The following is a 24906-nucleotide window of genomic DNA, read 5'->3' as shown; positions in this document are numbered from 1 at the left end:
TGATGATCAAGAAATACCTTTCGCGGCTGCTGGTCGGTGTTACCGCCCTGGTCGCAGTCACGGCAGCCCAGGCGGGCGCCATCGATGACGCGGTCAAGCGCGGCACCTTGCGGGTGGGCATGGACCCGACCTACATGCCGTTCCAGATGACCAACAAGCGTGGCGAGATCATCGGCTTCGAGGTCGATATCCTCAAGGCCATGGCCAAGTCCATGGGCGTGAAGTTCGAGGCCGTTTCCACCGCCTATGACGGCATCATCCCGGCCCTGCTGACTGACAAGTTCGACATGATCGGCAGCGGCATGACCCTGACCCAGGAACGCAACCTGCGCCTGAACTTCAGCGAGCCCTTCATCGTGGTTGGCCAGACCCTGCTGATCCGCAAGGAACTGGCCGGCGAGATCAAGTCGTACAAGGACCTGAACAACGAGAAGTACCGCCTCACCTCCAAGCTCGGCACCACCGGCGAGATGGTTTCCAAGAAGCTGATCGGCAAGGCCCAGTACCATGGCTACGACAACGAGCAAGAGGCGGTGATGGATGTGGTCAACGGCAAGGCTGACGCCTTTGTCTATGACGCCCCGTACAACGTTGTGGCAGTGGAGAAGGCCGGGGCCGGCAAGCTGCTGTTCCTCGAAGAACCCTTCACCTACGAGCCGCTGGCCTTCGGCCTGAAGAAAGGCGACTACGACAGCATCAACTTCATCAACAACTTCCTGCACCAGATCAAGCATGACGGGACCTACGATCGTATCCACGACAAGTGGTTCAAGAACAAGGACTGGCTAAAGGAAATGGAATAAAGCCCAGGCCACAAGCCGGCTTTATGACCCCGACGCGCAGGCAAACCCTGCGCGTTCGCATTTACGGAAGTACCCCACGTGATCAAACACAAGAAAGCCCAGTGGCCTTGGCATGGGCTGACCGCCCTGGTCCTGGTGGGCCTGGCGATCAGCCTGTACATGGCTACCTCGATGATTTCCTACGAGTGGCGCTGGAACCGCGTACCCCAGTATTTCGCCTACAAGGCCGAGGATACGCAGCGCGCCGCCGGTTACGGTACCGTGCAGGAAATCGTCATCTCCGGCGATAACGCCCGTGTCACGCTGAAGGACGACAGCGGCGCCGAGCAAGTGCTTGAGGTGGCCAAGGACAGCCTGCAACTGAGCCGCGGCGACGATGTTGCCGAAGGCGACGCGATCGGCGTAACCCGGCATTGGGCCGCGGGCCCGCTGGCCTGGGGCCTGTGGACCACGCTGTGGATTTCGGTAGTGTCCGGCGCGCTGGGCCTGCTGATCGGCCTGTTCGCCGGGTTGTGCCGGTTGTCGAACAACCCGACCCTGCGTGACCTGTCCACCGTCTATGTCGAGCTGGTGCGCGGCACGCCGCTGCTGGTGCAGATCTTCATCTTCTACTTCTTTATCGGCACCGTGCTCAATCTGTCCCGCGAGTTCGCCGGGGTAGCGGCGCTGGCGCTGTTCACCGGCGCCTACGTGGCGGAAATCGTCCGTGCCGGCGTGCAGTCGATCGCCAAGGGCCAGAACGAAGCAGCCCGCTCGCTGGGGCTGAACACCAGCCAGTCGATGCGCCACGTGATCCTGCCGCAGGCGTTCAAGCGCGTGCTGCCACCGCTGGCTGGGCAGTTCATCAGCCTGGTCAAGGACACGTCGCTGGTGTCGGTGATCGCCATCACCGAGCTGACCAAGAGCGGCCGCGAGGCCATCACCACCTCGTTCTCGACCTTCGAGATCTGGTTCTGCGTGGCAGGCCTGTACCTGCTGATCAACCTGCCGCTGTCGCACATTGCCAGCCGGCTTGAGCGGAGGCTTGCGCAAAGTGATTGAAGTTCGTGACCTGGTAAAGATCTTCGATACCCGCGGCCAGGTGGTGCGTGCGGTAGACAACGTCACCACCCGCGTGGCCAAGGCCGAAGTGGTGGTGGTGCTGGGCCCGTCGGGTTCAGGCAAGTCGACCTTCCTGCGCTGCCTCAACGGCCTGGAGCACTTCGACGAAGGCCACGTGGCCATCGACGGCTTGCAGCTGGCCGACCCGAAAACCGACATCAACGCCTACCGCCGCGAAGTCGGCATGGTGTTCCAGCACTTCAACCTGTTCCCGCACATGACCGTGCTGGAAAACCTGTGCCTGGCACAGAAGGTGGTGCGCAAGCGCAACAAGGCCGAGCGCGAAGCCAAGGCCCGAGCGTTGCTGGAGAAGGTAGGTATTGCCCAGAAGGCCAATGAATACCCTTCGCGCCTGTCCGGCGGCCAGCAGCAGCGCGTAGCCATTGCCCGTGCCCTGGCCATGGACCCGAAGGTGATGCTGTTCGACGAGCCGACCTCGGCGCTGGACCCGGAAATGGTCGGCGAAGTGCTGGACGTGATGAAGACCCTGGCCCAGGAAGGCATGACCATGGTCTGCGTCACCCACGAAATGGGCTTTGCCCGCGAAGTGGCCGACCGGGTGCTGTTCTTCGACCACGGCAAGCTGCTGGAAGATTCGCCGCCGGCGGAGTTCTTTGCCGCACCGAAAGACCCGCGTGCGCAGGCGTTCCTGCGCCAGGTGCTGTAATGGCCGGGGGCGCTTTGCGCCCCTTTCGCCGGCAAGCCAGCCCCCAGAGGGATCGCGCCGGCCTCTGGGAACTGAGCTACATGGTTGCTGTTGCAGGCACACCGCAGTATTGAGAATTGTGCATTCCCTGTGGGAGCTGGCTTGCCAGCGATTGGGCTGCGAGCAGCTCCGGCAATCTCAGATGTTGAAACGCCCTACCATCCCCCGCAACTCCCGCCCCAACTGCTCCAGCTCGCCACTCGACGCCGCCGTCTGCTCACTGGCCGCACTGGTCTGATCAGACACATCCCGCACGTTCAGCACACTGCGGTTGATCTGCTCGGCCACCACGCTCTGCTCTTCGCTGGCCGTGGCGATCTGCTGGTTCATGCCCTGGATGTTCGACACCGTGTCGGTGATCTGGCTCAGCGCATCGCCTGCCCTGCGGCTCAGCTCCACGCTCTGCTCGGTCAGGCTCTTGCTGCTGTCCAGTAGCCGGGTCACTTCGTCGGTACCGTTGTGCAGGCTGTCGATCAATTGGCCGATTTCCTCTGTCGCGGTCGAAGTTCGCTGGGCCAACCCGCGCACCTCATCGGCCACCACGGCAAACCCGCGCCCGGCTTCCCCCGCCCGCGCTGCTTCGATCGCCGCGTTCAGGGCCAGCAGGTTGGTCTGCTCGGACACCGACTTGATCACATCGAGGATGCTGCCAATGCGCTGGCTCTCGCCCGCCAGGTGCTGCATGGCGGCCAGGCAATGGTCCATCTGCCCGGCCAGTTGCTCGATGCGGCCGATGGCTTCGGCGACCACCTGGTCACCCACCTGCGCCTGCTGGTCAGCGTTGGTGGCGGCCAGCGAGGCTTGCTCGGCGTTCTGCGCCACTTCCTGCACGGTGGCGCTCATCTGGTTCATGGCGGTGGCCACTTGGTCGGTTTCCTCGCGCTGCTGGTTGATGCGCAGCTTGGTGTCTTCGCTGCTGGCCGCCAGCTGCGTGGCGGCCTGGGACAGCTGGCCGACACCCTGGTCGATACCACCGATAAGCGCGCGCAGGCTCAAGGTCATCTCGCGCATGCTGCTCTGCAACTGGCCCATCTCGTCGCGGCGTTGCACCGTGTCGACCTGGGTCAGGTCGCCCTTGGCAATGCGTGCGGCTACGGCCAGCGTCTGGCGCAAGGGCTGGGTTATCTGCAAGGTGATCAGCCAGGCGGCCAGCACCCCAACCGCCAGCGCCAGCAGCGCCACGGTGGTCAGCAGTGAGCGGGCAGCCACGGCTTCGCTGTCGCGTTGTGCGACCTTGCGTTTGCCCAGCTCCAGGCTGACCGCGCGCAGTTCGTTGCCCATATTTTCCATGTTGTTTTGCAGCTGCTCGACGCGCACGGCAGCGCGACGATACTGGTCCAGGATGGCGCGATACTTGGCCAGTTCGACCCCCGGCTGTTCACTGAGTGCGCGTGGCAAGCCCAGCGGCGCCAAGCCCCTGAGCAGTTGCCCAAGGCTACTGTCGGCGGCGTTCAAGGCGTTGTCGCCGACCTTGGCAAAGTCTTCGACGGGGGTGAAGGTATAGGCCGGTACCAGGCTCTGCTGATTGGCGCCGTCGACATGCCGGGTGAGCGTGTCCATCAGGCCTAGCACGCCACTTTGCTGGCTGTCGGCAGGCATCTTGAGCAAGGCCTGGGTCTGCAGTTCGTCGATGACGGCATTGAGCTTTTGCTCCTGCACCTGCATGGCCTCGCGCAAGGCAATTCGGTTGGCGACACTGCGTTGCAGTTCGCTGAAGTCGTCGCGCAGGCGCTGCAGCAGGGCCAGCTTTTCAGTCAGCATTTGCCGCGATTCATCGACGCTGCTGCGTTGTTGCAGCGTGGTCAGCATGTTGTCGAGCTGGTCGAGGATACTGCCCATCCGCGATTTGCTGGCGTCGTCGTCGAGCACGCGGTAGGTGATGCGTTCCGCGCGCAGGTCCTTGGTCAGGTCGTTGATCAGGCCGATTTCGCTGAGTTGCTGCGAGCGAACAATGGCGTCATCCAGCGCGCGCCAGCCGCTGATCGTGGTGGCCAGGGTAAGCAGCAGGACCACGGCAAAGCCTAGGGCCAGCTTGGCAGCGACGCTGATGTTGCCGAGCTTGCGGTTGAGGTAGCCGAGCATGGGAAGTCTCCGAGCGATTGAGAGAGGGGATGCAGGCGCATTGCTGGCATCACACCTTTGCCAATCGGCAGCGGAGTTGTAGGACTTGACCTGATAATCAGGTAGGAAATGGCACTTGCAACTGTAGGAAGAATTACCTTGCGGCGTGACCGCTGTAGGAGCGGCCTTGCGTCGCGAACGGGCCGCAAAGCGGCCCCGGCAATAAAGGCTGCGAAGCTGAAATCTTGGGGCCGCTATGCGCCCCATCGCGACACAAGGCCGCTCCTACAGGAACGTGTGGTCCCGCTGGATCAGAGCCTGAACCGCCCCACCAACCCCTGTAAATGGGTGCCTAGCCGCGCCAGCTCCACACTCGAACTGGCCGTCTCTTCACTGGCCGCCGAGGTCTGGTCGGAGATATCCCGCACATTCATGACGCTGCGGTTGATCTCCTCGGCTACCGCCGTCTGTTCCTCCGCCGCCGTGGCAATCTGCTGGTTCATCGCCTGGATCGACGATACGGTACGGGTGATCGTCTCCAGCGAGCTGCCGGCACGGCGGGTCAGCTCGACGCTGCTGTCGGTCAGCTGGCGGCTGTTGTCCATTACGCTGGCCACCCGTTGGGTGCCGCTTTGCAGGCCGGCGATCAGCTCTTCAATCTCTTCGGTCGACTGCTGGGTACGCTGGGCCAGGCTGCGCACTTCGTCGGCTACCACGGCAAAGCCACGGCCAGCCTCGCCGGCGCGGGCGGCTTCGATGGCCGCGTTGAGGGCAAGCAGGTTGGTCTGCTGCGCTACCGACTTGATCACGTCGAGCACACTGCCGATCTTGTCGCTTTCGGCCTTGAGCTGGTTCATCGCCTCGCTTGAGTTGACCACTTCGCCGGCCAGGCGCTCGATCTGCGCGACCGCCTCGCCGACTACCCGGTCGCCTTCACGGGCCTGCTGGTCGGCCATCAGGGCGGCCTCCGAGGCCTGTTCCGCATTGCGTGCCACTTCATGCACGGTGGCAGTCATCTGGTTCATGGCGGTCGCTACCTGATCGGTCTCGACCTTCTGGTTGTTGACCCCCGCGCTGGTCTGCTCGGTGACAGCCGACAGCTGTTCGGCCGCACTGGCAATCTGGGTGACGCCATCGCCGATGCCGCCGATCAGTTCGCGCAGGCCCTGGGTCATGCGCTGCATGCTGGCTTGCAACTGGCCCAGTTCATCGCGTCGCTGCACCTGCAGCTGGTTCTCGGTCAGGTCGCCATTGGCCACGCGTTCGGCGGCGCGCAAGGTCTGGCGCAGCGGGATGATGATCTGCCGGGTGATGGCCCAGGCTGCCAGCAGGCCCAACGCCAGCGCCAGCACCGTAGCCATGGCGAGCAGGCTCTTGGCCCGCGCGGCACCTTCATCGCGCACGACGGTTTGCGAGGCAGTCATCGCCTGGCTGGCTTTCAGCAAGACCGTGCCCTGGTCGGCCATGCGCCGCAATGCCTGCTCCGTGGCGTCCGGGTCGGCAGCGGACCGGCTGAGGTCGGCGTACGCTTGCCGATATTCGCGTACGGCTGCCAGCTGCTGCTGAAGGCGTTGCTGATCCTCAGGTTGGTCGATCTGCCCTAGCATCAGCTGGATCTGCCGCTCCAGGTCGTTCAGGGCCTTCTCCAGCTCTGCCACGGCCACGTTGTCGCGGTTGCGTTCGTAGTGTTGCCGGGCAATGCGCAAGTCCTGGGTGTACTGGTGAATCACCGAGATATTGCCCAGCTTGTCGCCACGATCGATGATGCTGTCCATGCCCAGCCAGCCGGTCACGGTGATGGCCAGGGTCAGCAGCAGCACCAAGCCGAAGCCCAGCCCCAGTTTGCGATTGACGCTCACATTGCCCAACGATTGGGCTAACCCTTGATACATGTACGACTCCCCGGCGCCTTGGCAGCACAAATAGTTGTTGTGTTGCCAAGGCCATCGGCCTGGGGGAGGGAAACTTGATGGGCGAAAAAGTGGCGTTTACGTCAGAAAATACGCGAAAGCAGCGCAGTTACTGCAGTCTCGACGCGCAAGATGCGATCACCCAACTGCACTGGCGCCAAGCCGGCCTTGCCCAGCAGGTCGACTTCGTAGGGGATCCAGCCACCCTCGGGGCCGATGGCCAGGGTCACGGCTTGTTCCACGGCGCGCGGGCAGGCGGGGTAGGGGCCGGGGTGGCCTACCAGGCCGAGAGTACCGGCGGCGATGGCCGGCAGACGGTCTTCGACGAAGGGCTTGAAGCGCTTTTCGATGATCACCTCAGGCAGCACGGTATCGCGCGCCTGCTCGAGGCCGAGGATAAGGTTGTCGCGGATGCTTTCCGGCTGCAGGAAGGGCGTTTGCCAGAAGCTTTTCTCGACCTTGTAGCTGTTCAGCAGGATCAGCCGCGGCACGCCCAGGGTCGCCACGGTCTGGAACAGCCGCCGCAGCATTTTCGGCCGTGGCACAGCCAGCACCAGGGTCAGCGGCAGTTTGGTTGGCGGCTGCTGGTCGAAGGCGACTTCAAGTTCGGCTTCGTGCTTGTCCAGGCGCAGCACGGTAGCCTTGCCCATCAGGCCGTTGATACGGCCCACGCGCAGGTTGTCGCCCACCGCCACGCGATGGATTTCCTGCATGTGGGTGAAGCGCCGATCAGCGAGAACGACACGGTCGGCCGAAACGAAGTCGGCCTCTTCAAGGAGCAACAGGTTCACGATTGGGTCGCAGGCGGCTGATCGTTATGGTCATCGGCGGTTTCGTCGTGGGTACTGCGCTTGCGAATCAGGCTGCCGCACAGCAGGCCTACCTCGAACAGCAGCCACATGGGCACGGCCAGCAGGGTCTGGGAGAAGATGTCCGGCGGGGTAAGAACCATGCCGACTACGAAGCAGCCGATGATCACGTACGGGCGGATTTTCTTCAGGTACTTCACGTCGACCACGCCGATCCACACCAGCAGTACCACCGCCACCGGGATTTCGAAGGCTACGCCAAAGGCGAAGAACAGCGTCATCACGAAGTCGAGGTAGTTGGCGATGTCGGTCATCATCGACACACCGGCCGGAGTGGCGGCGGCGAAGAACTTGAACATCAGCGGGAATACGAAGAAATAAGCGAACGCCATGCCGGCGTAGAACAGCAGGATGCTCGACACCAGCAACGGTATGGCGATGCGTTTTTCGTGGCGGTACAGCCCAGGTGCGATAAACCCCCAGATTTGCTGGAGGATGAACGGGATGGCCAGGAACAGCGACACGATCATGGTCAGCTTGAACGGCGTCAGGAACGGCGAGGCCACGTCGGTGGCGATCATCGTTGCATTGGCCGGCAGGTGATCACGCAGTGGCGCGGAGACCAGGGTGTAGATCTGCTGGGCGAATGAGAACAGCCCGGCAAAGATCAGGAAAATGACCGCGACGCAGCGCAGCAGGCGGGTGCGCAGTTCGGTCAGGTGCGAAACCAGCGGCATTGGCTGGTCGTGTTCCGGATTCTCGCTCATGGGGCTCGCGGCGTTTCAGGCGGTTCAGAAGGGGCTACCGGTGCCGCAGGTGCTTCGACCGACCTGGCTTCGAGCCCGGCAGGGGGTTGCACGGTGGCGGTGGTCACGGGCGGCTGCGCAGGTGTGGCCATCGGGTTGAGAATGCGCTTGGCTTCCTCTTCCATCTGCAGGATATGCTCGTTGTGCAGCTGGCGGCGTATGTCGTCGGCGCCGATTTCGCGCTCGACTTCCATCTTGATGCTGTTGAAGCTGCGCTTGAGTCGGCCGATCCACAGCCCTGCCGTGCGCGCGGCACCCGGCAGGCGCTCGGGGCCGAGCACCAGCAGGGCGACCAGGCCGACGAGCAGCAGCTCGGTGAAACTGATGCCGAACATGGTCAGTCTTTCCGCTGCGGCTCTTGGACCGGTTGGGCCTGGCCATCGATGGTGTGCCCTTGGGCCTGTTGCGCAGTGTTCTGCACCGGAGGCACAGGCTGGGCGGGCGGCGGGGTTTGCTCGGCCGGCTTGTTCTCTTCTTCGTTCATGGCCTTGCGGAAGCCCTTGATCGATTCGCCCAGGTCACTGCCGAAGTTCTTCAGCTTCTTGGTGCCGAACACCAGGACCACGACGACCAGCAGGACGATCCAGTGTTTCCAGTCAAAAATACCCATTTCGTACTCCTGAATATTGTGTGTTGGCCCTATCCGGGCTGCATTGCAAACCTTGTGGGAGCGGGTTCACCCGCGAACACCGGCGCAGCCGGTGCCATATATCGCGTTGCAAGCTTCGCGGGTGAACCCGCTCCCACAGGGGCGCGCAGCACGCCCCGAAAATACATCAGGCAGAAGGCGTTCGTGCGGCCTTCTCATCATGACCGGACAAGCCAAAGCGGCGGTCCAGTTCATCGAGCACGGCTTGCGGATGCTGGCCCAGTGCGCTGAGCATCACCAGGCTATGAAACCACAGGTCGGCGGTTTCATAGATGACATCGCTGTAATCCTTGCTGACGGCGGCATCCTTGGCGGCAATGATCGTCTCGATCGACTCTTCGCCGAGTTTTTCCAGAATCTTGTTCAGGCCCTTGTGGTACAGGCTGGCCACGTAGGAGCTGTCAGGGGCCGCTTGCTTGCGTTCTTCAAGCACTTCGGCCAGGCGGTCGAGGGTGTCGCTCATGTCAGTGTCCTGCGCTGTAGATGGCATCCGGGTCCTTCAGGACCGGGTCGACGGTGTTCCACTGGCCGTTTTCGAAAACCCGGTAGAAGCAGCTTTCACGGCCGGTATGGCAGGCGATATGGCCCAGTTGCTCGACCATCAGGATGATCACGTCGGCGTCGCAGTCCAGGCGCATTTCGTGCAGTTTCTGCACATGGCCCGATTCTTCGCCTTTGCGCCACAGCTTGCCACGCGACCGTGACCAGTAGATGGCGCGTTGCTCGGCGGCGGTCAGGGCCAGCGATTCGCGGTTCATCCAGGCCATCATCAGCACGCGTCCGGTCTTGTGGTCCTGGGCGATAGCCGGTACCAGGCCGTCGCTGTTCCACTTGATCTCGTCCAGCCAGTCTTTCATCGTCGACTCCAAAACGGGCCCGCTCCTGTGCCGGGCCCTTTGCGCTAGTGTGCCAGCCGCAGGCGCGGCTGGCTATTGGCGCACAATCAGGTAAAGGCCCGCAGCCAGCATCAGCCAGGCCGGCCAGGCAGCCGGGGCGGCCAGGCTGGCGGCTTCGGCGGCGCCGGCAGCCAGTACCGCACCCCCGCCCAGCAGGCCGGCGCCGAGCAGGCGCAGCGCCCGGCGGTCGCCCTGGCGGCGCCGTTCCGGCATCTGCGGGTCTTGCAGGTGCGGTTGCGACAGGCGCTCAAGCAGGTCGCGGGCCATGCCCGCCAGATGCGGCAGCTGTTCGGCCTGGCTATAGACATTGCCCAGCACGGCCTTGGGGCTCATGCGCTCGCGCATCCAGCGCTCGAGAAATGGCTTGGCGGTACTCCACAGGTCCAGGTCGGGGTACAGCTGGCGGCCCAGGCCTTCGATGTTGAGCAGGGTCTTCTGCAGCAGCACCAGCTGCGGCTGCACTTCCATATTGAAGCGCCGCGCGGTCTGGAACAGGCGCATCAGCACCTGGCCGAAGGAAATATCCTTTAACGGTTTTTCGAAGATCGGCTCGCAGACAGTGCGGATCGCTGCCTCGAACTCGTTGACCTTGGTGTGCGCCGGTACCCAGCCCGAGTCGATGTGCAGCTGGGCAACGCGGCGATAGTCACGCTTGAAGAAGGCAATCAGGTTGCGCGCCAGGTAGTCCTGGTCTTCCGAGGTGAGGCTGCCGACGATGCCGCAGTCGATGGCGATGTACTGCGGGCTCCAGGGTTTGACCGTGCTGACGAAGATGTTGCCGGGGTGCATGTCGGCATGGAAGAAACTGTCGCGGAACACCTGGGTGAAGAACACCTCCACGCCGCGTTCGGCCAGCAGCTTCATGTCGGTGCGCTGGTCGGCCAGGGTCGCCATGTCGGTCACCGGTACGCCGTAGATGCGCTCCATGACCAGCACCTTGGGCCGGCACAGGTCCCAGTACACTTGGGGCACGTACATCAGCTCGGAGCCTTCGAAGTTGCGCCGCAGCTGGCTGGCGTTGGCCGCCTCGCGCAGCAGGTCGAGCTCGTCGTAGATGGTCTTTTCGTAGTCGCCGACGATTTCCACCGGGTGCAGACGGCGGGCGTCGGCCGAGGCGCGTTCGGCGGCCTTGGCGATCAGGAACAGCCAGGCGAGGTCCTGGGCGATTACCGGCTTCAGGCCTGGGCGCACCACCTTTACCACCACCTCTTCGCCGGTTTTCAGGCGTGCGGCATGCACCTGGGCCACCGAGGCCGAGGCCAGCGGCTCCACGTCGAAGCGGCTGAACAGCTGCGCCACCGGGGCGCCCAGTTGTGCCTCGATCAGCGCCACGGCCTGCTTGGGGTCGAACGGCGGTACGCGGTCCTGCAGCAGCATCAACTCGTCGGCGATGTCGTTGGGCAGCAGGTCGCGCCGGGTAGACAGCAACTGGCCGAACTTGATGAAGATCGGCCCCAGGTCCTGCAGCGCCAGGCGCAGGCGTGCGCCGCGATTGAGCTCGGACGGTTTGCGAGGCAGCCAGCGCCATGGCATCAGCAGGCGCAGACTCATCAGCCACCAAGGCAGCGGCAGGTCGAACAGCAGGTCATCGAGACGGTAGCGGATCACCACACGCTGGATGCGAAAAAGACGGCGGACGGCGAGCAGCTTCATGCGTTATCGCTGGTATCAAGGGATCGGGAAAGGCGCTGCAGGCGCGCCTCGAGGCGTTCGGTATCAAGCTTCAGGGTGTCGAGTTCGCTGAAGGCGGCTTCGGCTTCGCGCTTGCCGACCAGGGTGCGGGACTCTTCGGCCAGGTAGTCGGACAGGTTGCGGCTGAAGCGCGCCAGGCCCTGACGGGTCCAGCGTGCGCGCAGGCGGACATGGCCGGCCAGCAGCGCCGTGGCCACCGGGCCGAGCCAGCGCTGCAGTTCGTGCTCCCAGTCCAGTTCCAGGTCTTGCAGCACGCCGAACAGGTCGAGCAATACGGCGCTGTCGCCGTGCAGTTCGACCTGCGGGCTGTGCAGCACAGCGGTCTTGTCGCTGGCCAGGGCCAGTTGCGCCAGGCTGCCGGCCGGGGCGCGCAGGCTGCAATCAACCTCGCCTTGCCAGTGGGCGGCGAGCATCAGGCCCTCTTCATCGGGCAGGATGAACACCTGCAGGGCCGGTTGGCGGCAGTCGATCTCTATGACCTTGCCTTCCAGCGCAGCCAGCCGCGGCAGGGCCGTGCTGTCCATGCGCAAGACCCGGTTCAGGCCATGTTCGACGCTGGCGAGCAGCCCGGCCAGCAGCATCAGGGTTTGATCCCCCGGTGCACGGCTACGATGCCGCTGGTCATGTTGTGGTAGGTGACGCGGTCGAAGCCGGCCTCGACCATCATGCTCTTCAGCGTTTCCTGGTCAGGGTGCATGCGGATCGATTCGGCCAGGTAACGGTAGCTTTCGGAGTCGTTGGTGATCAGCTTGCCGGCCAGCGGCATGAAGGCGAACGAGTAGGCATCGTAGGCCTTGGACATCAGCTTGCTGGTCGGCTTGGAGAATTCCAGGATCAACAGCCGGCCACCGGGCTTGAGCACGCGCAGCATCGAGCGGATGGCCTGGTCCTTGTGGGTGACGTTGCGCAGGCCGAAGGCGATGGTCACGCAGTCGAAGTGGTTGTCCGGGAACGGCAGCTTCTCGGCGTCGGCCTGGACGAACTCGATGTTGCCGGCCACGCCACGGTCGAGCAGGCGGTCACGGCCAACCTTTAGCATCGACTCGTTGATGTCGGCCAGCACCACTTGCCCGGTAGGGCCGACAAGGCGCGAGAACTTGGCGGCCAGGTCGCCGGTCCCACCGGCGATGTCGAGCACGCGGTTGCCGCTGCGCACACCCGACAGCTCGATGGTAAAGCGCTTCCACAGGCGGTGCATGCCGCCGGACAGCACATCGTTCATAAGGTCGTACTTGGCGGCCACCGAGTGGAATACTTCGGCGACTTTTTTCGCCTTCTGGCTTTCAGGGACGTCCTGGTAGCCGAAATGGGTGGTGGGTTCGGCGTGTTCGCCTTTGCGCTGGTCGTTCATATCGCTTCACCGGAAAAAATTACCGCCATTCTAGGGCGAACAGGCAGATTTGTCTTGGCGGGGTGTGCCAGTGGGCAGGGGCGGGCATAATGCCAATTATGTCTACATCTTCAGGAATGCCCGCATGACCCAGATCAGCGTCGAACGCAAACACTCACTCGGCCGCGAGGCCGCCCGTGCCAAGGCCGAAGCGCTGGTCGACAAACTCAGCCGCGAATACGACCTGAAGGCCACCTGGAACGGTGATCGCGTCGATGTGGCGCGCAGCGGCGCCAACGGCAGCGTGCACATTGGCGATGACAGCATTCGCGTGGAACTGAAGCTTGGCATGATGCTGTCGATGATGAGCGGCACCATCAAGGGCGAGATCGAGCGCGCGCTGGACAAGGCCCTGGCCTGAGTCGGGCTGCCTGCCGATGGCCGAGCAGGCAGCGCTGCCAATCGGGCTTCAGGAGGCAGGAAACGGTATCACGCCCTCGACCTGTGCCAGTTTGAGGTCACCCCGGTACACGTTGGCTCGCTCGGTGGCACTGCTTGCCGCTTCCAGGCGGGCGCTGCGGCTCAGCCCGAGGGGCTCGGGGAATTTCAGGTGGCCTTTGCTGAAATCGTGCGAGCCCGCGTCTGCACGGGCATAGTGGAAATGTGCCTCCCACAGGGTTTCCTCTGGCAGATCTGCCCTGCGGATCGTGTAGACATCCAGGAAGTCACCGGCCCGCAGGCGTTTTCTCACCCGGCCTGGCTGGATGATGATCTTGCCTGCCCGGTGCAGGTAGTTCAGTGCATCGCTCCCGGGGTGGCGAGTATTCAGGTAGGTTACTGTCAGCAGTTCGTTTTTGAGTGTGCGCAGCGCGGCGCTGGTCTCGCCTAGACGAGCAGTCATCGCTTGGTCCTGGTGGCTGGTGCCGAGCCCGGACGCCAGCTCGTCCAGATTGTCGATGAAACCGTCCATGAGGTCTGCCAGACCGTTCGGTTCATCGCTGCTTACATACTGGCGAGCGGTAATCTCAAGACGTATCGTTCCCCCCATCAAGGATGTAGCACGCTCACGCATTGCCCGGTAGTTGCGAGGCCCGGCCTGGGGGGCAGGGGTGTCGTCATAAAGCCCTTCCCGTTGCTCGTACACCTGCAACACCTGGCCGCTGTCTGGATCATGCTGAGCCATTTGGCTGGACCCCTCGACCTCATCGCCCAGTACTGCCCTGCCTCTTGACGTCCTTATCAACTTGCGGCGCCCCGGGCGTATGCGGTGAGCCACCTGCCGCGGCGCAGGCGGGTCAGGTAGCTGGCTGTCGCTCAATACTGTACTCAGATTGCTTTCTGCGACCTGCTTGAGGGCGCCGACTTCAGCGATATAGGCGTCCAGCATCGGCATGTCCAGCGCCGGGTCTTCCCACAGTTGCAGATACCTGGCAATGCCTGTCGCGCGCTCGTACTGGCGCAGGGCGTAGTTGAGGATTTCAGCCTGGTCGGCAAGCGAAAGGTCGCTACCTGCCAACAGTTCATGGCTGATCGCTGCTGTCCGAAAGTCGTCGTTGAACAGCTCGGCGTGCATCAAGCGCAACGCGTCGCCATCGACGTCGGTCGACAATGCACGGTCGAACGTCAACTGGTACAGGTCGCCGATGACCTGCCTGCGCAACAGGACCGAGGAACAGGGGCGCATCTCGATCAACTTTCGAATCTGGTTTTCCTTGTCCGCAAACTGGATTTTCGCATCGTTGAGGGTGGCCAGGGTATTGCGGTCAAGGCGCAGGCTGGCCTCGAGGATACGTCGGTCGATAGCGAGAACATCGCGATAGCGGCCGCGCACTGCGGTGTATTGCTGCAGCTGTTGCGCGTCCAGTGGACCTGAAGGAAGCAGGGCATTCTGTCGCTCGATTTCGCGATGGTCTGCCAGCTGGCGCAGCCTCAGGAACAAAATAGTGTCGTTCTTGATGAGCTTGTAGGCCAGGTCACCCCGGGTACGCTGGTTGTCTGCCTGCCAGGGTGCAGATTGTTTCACTACACGGCCAGTCTGCGCATCGAACTGTTCCTTCACCAGCGCAAGCTTGGCAAACCGAGGCTCAGCGAGCGCTTCGCAGCGTTGGAGCATGCGGGTCATCAGCCGTGCCGACTCTTCATGACAGCGCGCGCTCAGCTGCAGGTCCAGGAGAATCTCCGAGCGCAAGGTGCCAAGAGCGTCATAGCTTTGTTGCATGTCTTCGGGCAGGTTGCCGGGGTCGGTACGTAACAGGCCGAGTTGTGACTGGTAAGTGCTTTCGAACAACAGCAGTTGGCGGTCAAACGGATCGAGCGCCAGGCGTTTGCGCACTGCCTGTTCCGCAAGCCGGGCCAGGCTGTTGCTGTCGGCGACCTGTTCGACGATCGCGGCCTGGAACGCTGCATCATTTTCAGCCGCCAGCTGCCGCGCGCTTTTGGGCATGCCACCGGGCAGGTGCAGGTCAATGACCCACTCTTCGTTCCAGCGGGTCAGCCATGGGCCTTTGCGGCGCTCGCGCCCGACGATGTAGTAACCGTCCCGCTCGCCTCCCCATTCACTGCTCCAGGGGCCTTGGCTCTGGTCTGGGCCGATGATGCGCATGCCGTTCCATTCTTCCTGTACTTCATAGGCATCGTCCTGCAGCTTCACGTAATGGCGCCCCTGCAGCTTGAACAGCCCGCGCAGCCGTCCCTGGGTTTCCAGGATGGCGCTTGCCAGTGAGTGCCGCGCACGCAGGCTGCCCAAGGTGCGCAACAAGGCAGGTGGCAGGTTTCCCAGGCGCTGGTTGGCGTGCCAGCGCCTCACCGTCAGGGCTGTGGGCACCTGCTCGGTCACGGGCTGCCACTCTCGTGGTCGAGGCTTTTCTGCTGGGACCTGCACCACGCCGCTGTGCTCAGGCGATGGGTCGTTCAGCCGGAGTTCTGGCAGTTGGGGTTCAGGCGTGCGGGGTGTCGCTATGGTGTGGATCAGCAGCATAGCCACGTTACTGATCAGATCTGCGGTGGCCATCGCTCGTTGTTCAACGGTGCCATTTGATAGCGCGTCAATATCGTTTTTCAGTGCCATCAGGCTGGTGACGAGCCACGCAAGGGTGGCGGCGGGTCCACGCAATAGGGTCAAAGCGGTGTTGAACAGCACGGCGGCAAAATGCACAAGCATTGCCCAGCGTTCCTGGCTATTGGACACGCTTTGGCGCGAGGCCAGCTGCCGCATGGCATTGAGCCGCGCTTCGAACATGTGGATATCGAGCCTGGTTGGCCATGGCCTGAACGCGGCGCTGGCGGGCTGCTCGAGTTTCTTCAGGATGGTGGTTACCACGGCAGTGGAGGGGCTGAAGGTATAGGCCAGTGATTCAAGTTCAGGATGAATGTGGGGTTTGCTGAAGCCACCGTTGGCATACCTGGCCCTGGCGGCTGCGCTCATCCAGTCGAGCATGCTCTGGCCCAGCGCTGGCTCGGTACGAATGCAATCCATCAGCTGCGCAATGCTCGGGAACACCCGTACAGGGTCTTCGGGGTAGAGCGGGCGATATAGCATCCAGTTTCCGGTTGCGTGCAGCTTGATCAGGAACATGCAGGCCACCTCGTCCTTTGCGGCCCCGGGAGCGAAGGCAAAGGCGAGCGGGGCCAGGGTCAGTTGGCGCTGATCGTCACTGTCGCCGTGGCAGAAATCGTTGATGGTCTGGTGGGTGCGGCTGTCCAGTTTGCCGCCAATCCTGGCTTTGAGAGCACTGAACATCAGACCGCTGCGCCATTCGCGGGCATAATTGTGTATCCGCTGCAGGGTCGCCTGTTCCTCGGCCAGAACGTGGTCCAGGTACGCGGGGTAGTTGCCGCCGATGTCGAGCTCACCGATCCACCGGGCGATAGTGTCCAGATCCAGGTCTTTGTCGGCCAGGGCGTTGCCAGCCAGGTCGCTGAGGCCCGTGGCCGACTCCCCTATGCCGCTGTCCAGGCGCGAGACCATCAGCTCGGTGAGCGACACATGCCGGCTGATTTCGAGCCGGGCCAGGCCAGTACTGGAGTACTGCATCGGCACGGACAATGTGACCATCACCCGATCTGGGTGATAACGGGGCTTGCCGTCGGCCCTCTGTGGCATTTTCTGCAGCAGCCTGTCGACTGCATAGCGATGGATGTCCTGCACATCATCCAGCGCCGATTTGCCCTGGGACAACGCCTGGCAGGCCGAGAGCTCCAACAGCGCCGCGTAATAGTCCAGGCGCTCGGTGCTACTGGCCTGGGCCAGCCAGCCAGGCAGTTCGACCACTGGAAGGTCGGGCGCCAGGTAGGCGTGGTCAAGGAAATAGCTCGAAGGGTCGCTGACCCTGTCGAAGGTGCTCTCCAGCGTACTGACGCTGTCATGGCTGGCCACCTGCACCTGGCCTATGCGCAGGAGCGTGTCGTTGAGCAATTGCGTGGCCTGAAAGCTGAAAGGGTCACCTTCTACAGGCTGATATGCCCAGGACATGCTTTGGAACACCTGTTGGCCAGCGAGCGCATCGCGTAACGCGGTGGCGAATGCCGACAGGCTGACGTAGCTGTGGACAATGCCCGATGGTCTGCACCAGAGCACGCGCTGCCCGGGGGCGGTGATGATGAGCAGGTCGGGAAGTGACTGGTGACGGGTGATGCCATCGCGCTGCAATGTTACCTGCAGTGCCTGCACAGCAGGCCTTTCACCGCTGCTGACAATCAGCGAATACAAGGTGGACCTGTCTGCCCCACTCAGGCCCTGACGATGAACATTGTCGAGCAACGCGGCCTTGAGCATCTGCTGCAACCATTCCAGGGGCGTTATCCCTGATGCATCGCTGGGCCCAGTCCAGAAACTGATCAGCGCTTGTTGGTAACGCTCGATCAGCCTGCCGAGCAGGTCGGTGAAGTCCCCGTCGAGATGGGTCATGCTCAAGCTGATTTCAGGCCGGGTCGCCGGGTCGGCCCCCTGTTCCTGAGCGCGAAAAACTGTGGGTGGCGCCAGGCTTACCTGGTCGGAAGGCACCAGCACTGTGGGGCTGGCGCCTAGAAAACACGCCAGTAGTGCGTCGACCAGGGGGCATGGGGCAGACGCTGCGCGAAGAATGTAAAAGGGCTGCAGAGAATCGAGCTGTGGGTAACCCTGGCGTATCCAGGGATAGCGCCCGGTCAGGGCGGCGAAGCCTTCTTTGGCGGCCACAGCGCGCAGGCCTGGTCGTTTGGCGAAATGGGAAGCAACCAGGCGTTTGAACGATGGCCTGGGTTCCGCTGGGTTGTGGGACATGCAGTGTGCTCCGGTCGTTTGGCTGGCGACGGTAGAGCGCATGCTTGTCAGCGCGGCGGTAGATAGATCAGTGGCTGCAATGCTTAGGGTGAAGATTCTAATTTCCCGCCCTACCTTATGCTCAAGCCCAACCTCCATGGGCGGTTTCTCCTCCACTCATGAGCATGAGGTACAGAGCATGGCCAAAGTGAATGTGAAGAAAAAGGACGACGCCCAGAGCACCTTGGGCGAGGTGCGCGGCTACGCGCGCAAGATCTGGCTGGCTGGCATCGGCGCTTACGCGCGGGTGGGCCAGGAAGGTTCGGACTACTTCCAGGAGCTGGTGAAAGCCGGTGAAGGCGTAGAAAAACGTGGCAAGAAACGCATCGACAAAGAGCTCGATGCGGCCAACCACCAGATCGACGAAGCCACCCATGAGGTCAGCCGCGTACGCGGCAAGGTCGAAGTTCAACTGGATAAAATCGAAAAAGCTTTCGACGCGCGGGTCGGTCGCGCCTTGAATCGCCTTGGCATTCCGTCTAAACATGACGTTGAAGCGTTGTCGATCAAGCTTGAACAGCTGCACGAGCTGCTTGAGCGTGTCGCGCAAAAACCATAAGGAGAGCAGGATGGCTGGCAAGAAGAATTCCGACAAAGAAGGCAGCTCCTGGGTCGGCGGGATCGAGAAGTATTCCCGCAAGATCTGGCTGGCGGGGCTGGGTATCTACTCGAAAGTCGACCAGGACGGCCCCAAGCTGTTCGACTCGCTGGTGAAGGATGGCGAGAAGGCCGAGAAGCAAGCGAAGAAAACCGCTGAAGAGGTAGCCGACAGCGCCAAATCATCGACCACTTCGCGTGTGTCGGGCGTGAAAGATCGTGCGCTGGGCAAGTGGAGTGAGCTCGAAGAGGCCTTTGACAAGCGCCTGAACAGCGCCATCTCGCGCCTCGGTGTGCCAAGCCGCAACGAGATCAAGGCCCTGCACCAGCAGGTGGATAGCCTGACCAAACAGATCGAGAAACTGACCGGCGCTTCGGTTACGCCCGTTTCGTCGCGCGCGGCTGCGGCCAAGCCGGCGGCACGCAAGGCAGCGGCCAAGCCATTGGCCAAGGCGGCAGCTGACAAGCCAGCGGCAAAAACTGCCGCGGCAAAACCTGCAGCTAAAACTGCAGCGGCAAAACCAGCAGCCAAAACCGCTGCTGCGAAGCCGGCAGCCAAGCCTGCAGCGGCCAAGCCAGCGGCAGCGAAGAAACCAGCTGTGAAGAAAGCGCCGGCCAAACCGGCAGCCGCCAAGCCAGCAGCCCCAGCAGCCAGCGCTGCGCCAGCTGCGACCGCCGCCCCGGCACCTGCCGCGGCCCCCGCCAGCAGCACGCCGTCGGCACCTACCGGCACCGGTACCCTGATCTGATACCGCGTTCGCCTTATTCGCGGGTGAATCGGATCGCCGCACCGCCGCTCCCACAGGACCACGCTATGCCTGTGGGAGCGGCGGTGCGGCGATCCGATTCACCCGCGAATGCGTCGGCAAGGGCAATACATCCCGGACAGGTCTACTCCTCCAGATACTTCACTGCCAACTGCTCCGCCGCCGCCCGTGCCTGCGGTTGCAGATGCGGCGCCACCAGCATCATCACCTGATACACCACAATTCCCACATCCCCTTCGCGCCCCAGCACCCGCTGGTAATCCAGCGAAAACATCAGGGTCATGGTGGTCTGCTCCACCAACTGCCCCAACGCCTGCGTCTCGCTGACCACCTGGCCCTGGCCCTTGAGGCTGGCCAGCAATGCCGCAAGCGTGCGCTTGAGTGCGTTGATCAGGCTGCGCATGCCGCGGGCCAGTTTCGGCAGGCGGCCAGTCAGGTTGGACAGGTCCTGGAACAGAAACCGGTACTGGGCCATGCGCTCCACGATCAAGTGCAGGAACAGCCAGTAGTCCTCAGCCTCCAGGTGAACCTCCAACGGTGGATCGAGCAAGGGCATCAACGCCTCTTCAAAGCGCTCGAAAAGCCCTAGCACCAGGGGTTCCTTGCCGTGGAAGTGGTAATACAGGTTGCCTGGGCTGATGCCCAGTTCGTTGGCAATTTCCAGGGTGGATACGTTCGGCTCGCCCTGCTGGTTGAACAGCTGCAGGGCGCATTCGAGGATACGGTCGCGGGTCTTCATCCAGTGAACATGCTCATCGGGTCAGGACATAGGTGCCTGGCGCGGGGCCCAGCGGTGGGTAGGTGCTGTTGCCCAGTTCGGTGCGGGGTGCCTTCAGCGGGCCCGAGCGTGGGGTGATCCATTCCAGCCACAATGGCCACCAGCTGCCTTCGCTACGCTTGGCGTCGTGGAACCACGCACGCGGGTCGCTGGAAAGCCTGGGGTTGGCCAGGTAGTAGGCTTTGGGATTGCCGGGCGGGTTGATGATGCTCTGGATATGCCCGCTGTTGGCCAGGATGAAGCGGCGCTCGCCACCCAGCAGCAGGGACGAGCGGTACACCGCGTCCCATGGGGTGATGTGGTCATTGCTGCCGGCAACGGTGAAGCTGTCGAGGTCGACCTGCGACAAGTCGATGGGCGTGCCGCACACTTCGAGGCCGGCCGGGTAGGTGAGGGGGTTGAGCTTGAAGAAGTCCAGCAGGTCGCCATGCAGCGCGGCGGGCAGGCGCGTGCTGTCGGCGTTCCAGTAAAGGATGTCGAAGGCCGGTGGTGTCTTGCCGAGCAGGTAGTTGTTGACCCAATAGTTCCAGATCAGGTCGTTGGGCCGCATCCAGGCGAAAATCCGCGCCACCTCGCCACCGTCCAGCACGCCACGCTGGTACGAGCGGCGCTTGGCTGCCTCGATCGTCTGTTCGTCGGCGAACAGGCTGGCGGGGCTCTCGAACTTGCTGTCCAGCAGGCTGACAAGGTAGGTGGCGCTGCGTACCCGACGCAGCTGCTGCTTGGCCTGCAGGTGACCTTGCAGCGCGGCCATGGTCAGGCCGCCAGCACAGGCACCCATCAGGTTGGGGTCGCGGTTGCCACTGATGCTGCGGCAGGCGTTGAGTGCTTCCTCCAGGGCCTGTACGTAGCTCGACAGCCCCCATTCGCGATGGCGGGGGTCAGGGTTGCGCCAGCTGACCATGAACACCTGCAGGCCACTCTTGAGCATGTACTGGACGAAGCTGTTGCTCGCGCTGAGGTCGAAGATGTAGAACTTGTTGATTTGCGGCGGCACCACCAGCAGTGGGCGTGCGTGCTGCTTTTCGCTCATCGGCTTGTACTGGATCAACTCCAGCAGCTCATTGCGAAACACCACCGCGCCGGGGGTTGCCGCCAGGTTGCCGCCTACCTCGAAGGCGCGCTCGTCTACCTGGCGCGGCAGGCCGTCGTTATGGCGCAGGTCTTCAAGCAGGTGCGCCACGCCACGCACCAGGCTCTGGCCGCCGGTATTGAATAGCTCCTTGACGGCCAGCGGGTTGAGCAGCGAGTTGCTGGGGGCCAGGGCATCGTTGAGCAGGTTGAACAGAAAGTGCGTGCGGGCCCGGTCGTCGTCGCTCAGGTGGCTTTCCTCGATCCACTGGCGGGTTTGCTTCTGCCACGCCAGGTACGCCTGCAGACTGCGGCGGTAGAACGGGTTGCTGCTCCATGTGGGGTCGCTGAAGCGCGCGTCACGGGGGGTTGGCTGGTACGGCGTGTCGCCCAGCACTACCCGCCCCAGTTGCCCGCCGAGGGCTAGCAGATGCTGCGCGGTATGCAGCGGGTGGCGCAGGCCATGGCGGCCGACATTGCGCAGGGTGGACAGCAGGTCGCGGCCGCGCAGGCCGAGGATGGCGTTCTGCACGTTCATGTGGGTGGCGGGGAGCGTTGTCGATCCTTTGGCCGGTTTTTCTTTCATGGCAACATTCCCTCGTCTAAGCCATTTTCAGCCGCTCCCACAGGTTTTGCGTCGCCCTCACAAACCCGAGGCCGGGCGTGGGTGCATGACCGCGCGCTGTCGTTCTTGCTGCAGGAACTTCATGATGATCGGGGCGACGGCTTCGGCCCGGGTGATCAGAAACAGATGGCCGTCGTCGATAATGTGTAGCTGGGCATTGGGAATCCGCCAGGCCAGCAGGCGCATGTTGACCAGCGGGATCAGCGGGTCGTCGTCGCCGGCCAGCACCAGGGTCGGCTGCTGGATCTTGTGCAGCCAGTGGATGCTGGTCCAGCCAAGCCCGGCGAACAGTTGCCAGTAATAGCCCAGCTTGCCGCCGGAGCGCACCTTGGCCGCATGGTGCATGGCCAGCTCGGGGTCACGCCGAAAGCCGCCGCCATAGATCATCGGTGCGATGCGGATGACGTGCGACGGCTGCACGTAGCGCCGTGGGCTGGCCATCATCCACAACACTTTCGGCTTGCCCGGCACCATCACCGCACCGGCGGCGGTGGCGGCCAGCACCAGCTTCTTGCAGCGCTCGGGGTAGTCGTGGGCGAACTGCTGGGCCAGGGCGCCGCCCCAGGACACGCCGATGGCATTTACCTGCCCGTAGTCGAGGTAGTCGAGCATGCGTGCCGTCAGCTTGGCCAGCCCGGGGAAGCGATACGGGTGGCGTGGCGTGGACGACCCGCCGACCCCGGGTACGTCGAAGGCGATGACTTCCAGGTCCGGGTCCAGTGCTTCGATGAACGGAAACACCAGCTCCAGGTTGGCTCCGATGCCGTTGAAGATCAGCAACGGTGTCAGGTGTGGCTTGCCTGGCCGGACGGCGGTGCGAATGGACTGGTTGTCCAGCTCGACGGTCCTGAAGATATAGGGTTGCGGCATGCGCGTGACTCTTGGGTGAAGTTAACACCGTGGCGCCCAGCAGGGCGCCACGGCGCTGCAACTCAACGCTCGTGAACGTAGGTGCCCGGTGCGGCTTCGCCAGCGGCATAGGCGCGGTTGCCCAGGCGGGTAGGTGCCTTTTTCAGCTCGCCTGCACGTTCGCCCAGCCAGCTTTGCCAGTGCAGCCACCATGAGTCGGCGTGCTTGGTGGCGTTTTCCTGCCAGGCTACCGGGTCGCCCGGGCGGTCGGCACCCGTCATGAAGCGTGCCTTGGGGTTGCCCGGCGGGTTGAGGATGCTCTGGATATGGCCGCTGTTGGACAGCACGAACTCGATCTTGCCGCCAAACAGGTGCGCCGAGCGGTAGCACGACTGCCACGGGGTGATGTGGTCGGAGGTGCCGGCAACGCTGAAAATGTCGCAGTGCACGTTCTTCAGGTCGATCGGGGTGCCGCACACTTCCAGTGCATCCGGGCGCGTCAGCGGGTTGCTTTTGAACATTTCGATGAGGTCGCCGTGGAAGGCGGCCGGCAGGCGCGTGGTGTCGTTGTTCCAGAACAGGATGTCGAACACTGGCGGCTCGTTGCCGAGCAGGTAGTTGTTGACCCAGTAGTTCCAGATCAGGTCGTTGGGGCGCATCCAGGCGAACACCTTGGCCATCTCGCTGCCTTCGAGCACGCCGGCCTGGTATGAATGGCGCTTGGCGGCTTCCAGGGTCTGCTCGTCGACGAACAGCGCCACCTGGTTATCCATGGTGGTATCCAGCACGCTTACCAGCAAGGTCAGGGCGTTGACCTTGTTTTCACCGATTGCGGCGTAGTGGCCTACCAGCGCGGTGCAGGTGATGCCGCCAGAGCATGCACCGAGCATGTTCAGGTCCTTGCTGCCGGTAATGGCCAGCACCGCGTCGACAGCCTCCTTGAGCGCGTCGATGTAGGTGGACAGGCCCCATTCGCGCTGGGCCTTGGTCGGGTTGCGCCAGCTGATGATGAACGTCTGCTGCTGCGAGCGCAGGCAGTAGCGGGCCAGGCTTTTTTCCGGGCTGAGATCGAACACGTAGAACTTGTTGATCTGCGGTGGCACCACCAGCAGCGGACGGGCATGCACCTGCTCGGTGATGGGGCTGTACTGGATCAGCTCCAGCACGTCGTTGCGGTACACCACGGCACCTTCGCTGGTGCCCAGGTTCTTGCCCACCTCGAAGGCGTCCATGTTTACCTGGCTGGGCATGCCGCCGTTGTTGACCATGTCCTTGGCCAGATTCGACAGGCCATCGAGCAGGCTTTTGCCACCCGTTTCGAAGAAGCGTTTGACCGCTGCCGGGTTGGACAGGGTATTGGTCGGGGCCATGGCTTCGGTCATCAGGTTGATGACGAACTGGCCGCGGCTGATGTCCTGGGGTGACAGGTCGCTGCTGGCGACCCAGTCCTGCAGTTCGTTGCGCCAGGCCAGGTAGGTTTGCAGGTAGCGGCGGTACAGCGGGTTGTTGCTCCAGGCCGGGTCGTTGAAGCGACGGTCGTCGCTTTCCGGGGCCAGGCTGGACTTGCCCAGCAGTACGTTTTTCAGCTCCAGGCCGAAGTGGGCCACATGCTTGGCGCTGTGCAGCGGTTGGCGCACGGCCTGGCGCAGCACGGTACGTGCCGAGCTCAACAGGTCCTTGCGGCGAATGCCGATGACCGGGTTCAGCCCCAGGGTGTTTTCCGAGGCCTGCCGCTGCAGCTCATCGTTGTTCTTGTTACTCATCTACGACGCTCCGTTGTCCTGAGACGAGTACCGGATGCCTGTGCCGGAAGCACAGTCCTGAGCCCGGTACTGCTACTCGGGTGACCAGTGATAAGGAACAGCGGTGCTGCGGGGGTTCTGACTGCCTGCAAGGTGATGCAGGGAACTTGCCACACCCATTGGTTACCCGACTTTCATGTAATGCGCAAGACAGCCCGTCACTGGGCTGTCTGTAGGGCATTCAAACAGATGAATTTAGAAAATGCGCTCTAAACCTTGCAGGCCTTGCGCTAGAGCATGAGTTTGACCACGGCTTCGGCCGGGTCGCGGGACTTTCCGGCCTTGTGCAGTTCGTCGAGGTACTCGGCCCACAGCTGTGCCTGGCGCAGGCACAGCTGTTCGAGGTATTCCCAGG

General features: G+C 63.0%; 22 protein-coding genes and 2 pseudogenes. 6 read left to right on the top strand and 18 right to left on the bottom strand.

The genetic code is table 11. The annotated features are described in order from the left end of the window. The first annotated feature begins 5 nt into the window (after positions 1-5). The 3 genes from HP546_RS04390 (at position 6) to HP546_RS04380 (ending at position 2571) form a co-directional block, all read left to right on the top strand. Positions 6-803: a transporter substrate-binding domain-containing protein gene (locus HP546_RS04390; RefSeq protein WP_172220220.1), complete on the top strand. Its 798-nt coding sequence runs from the start codon at positions 6-8 to the stop codon at positions 801-803. Positions 804-881: 78 nt separating this feature from the next. Then, positions 882-1844 (top strand): amino acid ABC transporter permease, encoded by a 963-nt coding sequence (locus tag HP546_RS04385; protein WP_172220199.1) that lies wholly within the window; start codon positions 882-884, stop codon positions 1842-1844. Further along, positions 1837-2571: an amino acid ABC transporter ATP-binding protein gene (locus HP546_RS04380; RefSeq protein WP_172220217.1), complete on the top strand. Its 735-nt coding sequence runs from the start codon at positions 1837-1839 to the stop codon at positions 2569-2571. The genes HP546_RS04385 and HP546_RS04380 overlap by 8 nt, the downstream gene beginning before the upstream one ends. Positions 2572-2748: 177 nt before the next feature. On the opposite strand, the gene HP546_RS31745 is transcribed toward HP546_RS04380, so the two are convergent. From HP546_RS31745 to ubiE, 12 genes and pseudogenes are all read right to left on the bottom strand, one after another. Beyond that, entirely contained in the window at positions 2749-3462 is a 714-nt protein-coding gene (locus HP546_RS31745; RefSeq protein ID WP_372242410.1) for a methyl-accepting chemotaxis protein, read from the bottom strand. A 141-nt stretch (positions 3463-3603) separates the two neighbouring features. Next, positions 3604-4692, bottom strand: a pseudogene (locus HP546_RS31740) (methyl-accepting chemotaxis protein); the annotation flags it as partial. A 290-nt stretch (positions 4693-4982) separates the two neighbouring features. Then, entirely contained in the window at positions 4983-6563 is a 1581-nt protein-coding gene (locus HP546_RS04370; protein WP_172220177.1) for a methyl-accepting chemotaxis protein, read from the bottom strand. Positions 6564-6664: 101 nt separating this feature from the next. Next, entirely contained in the window at positions 6665-7372 is a 708-nt protein-coding gene (locus HP546_RS04365; RefSeq protein ID WP_172220156.1) for a 16S rRNA (uracil(1498)-N(3))-methyltransferase, read from the bottom strand. Next, positions 7369-8157 carry a twin-arginine translocase subunit TatC gene (gene tatC, locus HP546_RS04360; RefSeq protein WP_172220153.1) on the bottom strand — a complete coding sequence of 263 codons (789 nt, stop codon included), beginning with the start codon at positions 8155-8157 and terminating at the stop codon, positions 7369-7371. The genes HP546_RS04365 and tatC overlap by 4 nt, the downstream gene beginning before the upstream one ends. After that, complete coding sequence (tatB, locus tag HP546_RS04355) at positions 8154-8531, bottom strand: Sec-independent protein translocase protein TatB (RefSeq protein ID WP_172220150.1); 378 nt, start codon at positions 8529-8531, stop codon at positions 8154-8156. The genes tatC and tatB overlap by 4 nt, the downstream gene beginning before the upstream one ends. 2 nt (positions 8532-8533) lie before the next feature. Then, the gene (locus tag HP546_RS04350; RefSeq protein ID WP_172220147.1) at positions 8534-8806 is read right to left on the bottom strand and encodes a twin-arginine translocase TatA/TatE family subunit; all 273 of its coding nucleotides are present in this window, start codon (positions 8804-8806) and stop codon (positions 8534-8536) included. A 166-nt stretch (positions 8807-8972) separates the two neighbouring features. Further along, on the bottom strand, positions 8973-9308 hold the full coding sequence (locus HP546_RS04345) for a phosphoribosyl-ATP diphosphatase (protein ID WP_172220144.1): 336 nt from the start codon (positions 9306-9308) through the stop codon (positions 8973-8975). 1 nt (position 9309) lies between these two features. After that, positions 9310-9702, bottom strand: coding sequence for a phosphoribosyl-AMP cyclohydrolase (gene hisI / locus HP546_RS04340; RefSeq protein WP_172220141.1), 393 nt, complete (start codon positions 9700-9702; stop codon positions 9310-9312). Between the two features lie 72 nt (positions 9703-9774). Beyond that, on the bottom strand, positions 9775-11394 hold the full coding sequence (gene ubiB, locus HP546_RS04335; protein ID WP_172220138.1) for a ubiquinone biosynthesis regulatory protein kinase UbiB: 1620 nt from the start codon (positions 11392-11394) through the stop codon (positions 9775-9777). Beyond that, positions 11391-12014 carry an SCP2 domain-containing protein gene (locus HP546_RS04330; RefSeq protein WP_172220135.1) on the bottom strand — a complete coding sequence of 208 codons (624 nt, stop codon included), beginning with the start codon at positions 12012-12014 and terminating at the stop codon, positions 11391-11393. Before HP546_RS04330 ends, ubiB begins: the two co-directional genes overlap by 4 nt. Continuing rightward, complete coding sequence (gene ubiE, locus HP546_RS04325) at positions 12014-12784, bottom strand: bifunctional demethylmenaquinone methyltransferase/2-methoxy-6-polyprenyl-1,4-benzoquinol methylase UbiE (protein ID WP_172220132.1); 771 nt, start codon at positions 12782-12784, stop codon at positions 12014-12016. Before ubiE ends, HP546_RS04330 begins: the two co-directional genes overlap by 1 nt. A 124-nt stretch (positions 12785-12908) precedes the next feature. Here ubiE and HP546_RS04320 point away from each other — a divergent pair, with 124 nt between their 5' ends. Beyond that, positions 12909-13184, top strand: coding sequence for a polyhydroxyalkanoic acid system family protein (locus tag HP546_RS04320; RefSeq protein ID WP_033701930.1), 276 nt, complete (start codon positions 12909-12911; stop codon positions 13182-13184). A 48-nt stretch (positions 13185-13232) separates the two neighbouring features. Here the strand turns inward: HP546_RS04320 and HP546_RS04315 are convergent, their stop codons facing one another. Next, on the bottom strand, positions 13233-18023 hold the full coding sequence (locus tag HP546_RS04315) for a DUF6543 domain-containing protein (RefSeq protein ID WP_172220129.1): 4791 nt from the start codon (positions 18021-18023) through the stop codon (positions 13233-13235). Positions 18024-18201: 178 nt separating this feature from the next. Between HP546_RS04315 and HP546_RS04310 the strand changes: the two genes are divergently transcribed. Both HP546_RS04310 and HP546_RS04305 read left to right on the top strand, forming a co-directional pair. Next, a complete protein-coding gene (locus tag HP546_RS04310) occupies positions 18202-18621 on the top strand; it encodes a phasin family protein (protein ID WP_172220126.1) in 420 nt (139 codons plus the stop codon). A gap of 10 nt (positions 18622-18631) precedes the next feature. After that, the gene (locus HP546_RS04305; protein WP_172220123.1) at positions 18632-19408 is read left to right on the top strand and encodes a phasin family protein; all 777 of its coding nucleotides are present in this window, start codon (positions 18632-18634) and stop codon (positions 19406-19408) included. Between the two features lie 142 nt (positions 19409-19550). Here HP546_RS04305 and HP546_RS04300 read toward each other — a convergent pair whose 3' ends face one another. From HP546_RS04300 to HP546_RS04280, 5 genes and pseudogenes are all read right to left on the bottom strand, one after another. Continuing rightward, on the bottom strand, positions 19551-20165 hold the full coding sequence (locus HP546_RS04300; RefSeq protein ID WP_172220118.1) for a TetR/AcrR family transcriptional regulator: 615 nt from the start codon (positions 20163-20165) through the stop codon (positions 19551-19553). A 13-nt stretch (positions 20166-20178) separates the two neighbouring features. After that, the gene (gene phaC, locus HP546_RS04295; protein ID WP_172220115.1) at positions 20179-21861 is read right to left on the bottom strand and encodes a class II poly(R)-hydroxyalkanoic acid synthase; all 1683 of its coding nucleotides are present in this window, start codon (positions 21859-21861) and stop codon (positions 20179-20181) included. A 57-nt stretch (positions 21862-21918) separates the two neighbouring features. Beyond that, positions 21919-22770: a poly(3-hydroxyalkanoate) depolymerase gene (gene phaZ / locus HP546_RS04290; RefSeq protein ID WP_172220113.1), complete on the bottom strand. Its 852-nt coding sequence runs from the start codon at positions 22768-22770 to the stop codon at positions 21919-21921. Positions 22771-22832: 62 nt separating this feature from the next. After that, complete coding sequence (gene phaC / locus HP546_RS04285; protein WP_172220110.1) at positions 22833-24512, bottom strand: class II poly(R)-hydroxyalkanoic acid synthase; 1680 nt, start codon at positions 24510-24512, stop codon at positions 22833-22835. Positions 24513-24781: 269 nt separating this feature from the next. Next, positions 24782-24906 (bottom strand): annotated as a pseudogene (locus HP546_RS04280) (1-(5-phosphoribosyl)-5-((5-phosphoribosylamino)methylideneamino)imidazole-4-carboxamide isomerase); the annotation flags it as partial.

Origin of the sequence: Pseudomonas sp. CM25 (genome assembly GCF_013179705.1) — a bacterium.
In the GTDB taxonomy this organism is placed as follows: domain Bacteria; phylum Pseudomonadota; class Gammaproteobacteria; order Pseudomonadales; family Pseudomonadaceae; genus Aquipseudomonas.
The sequence above is the reverse complement of the archived record's forward strand: the minus strand, read 5'-3'. Positions and strand labels throughout refer to the sequence as shown.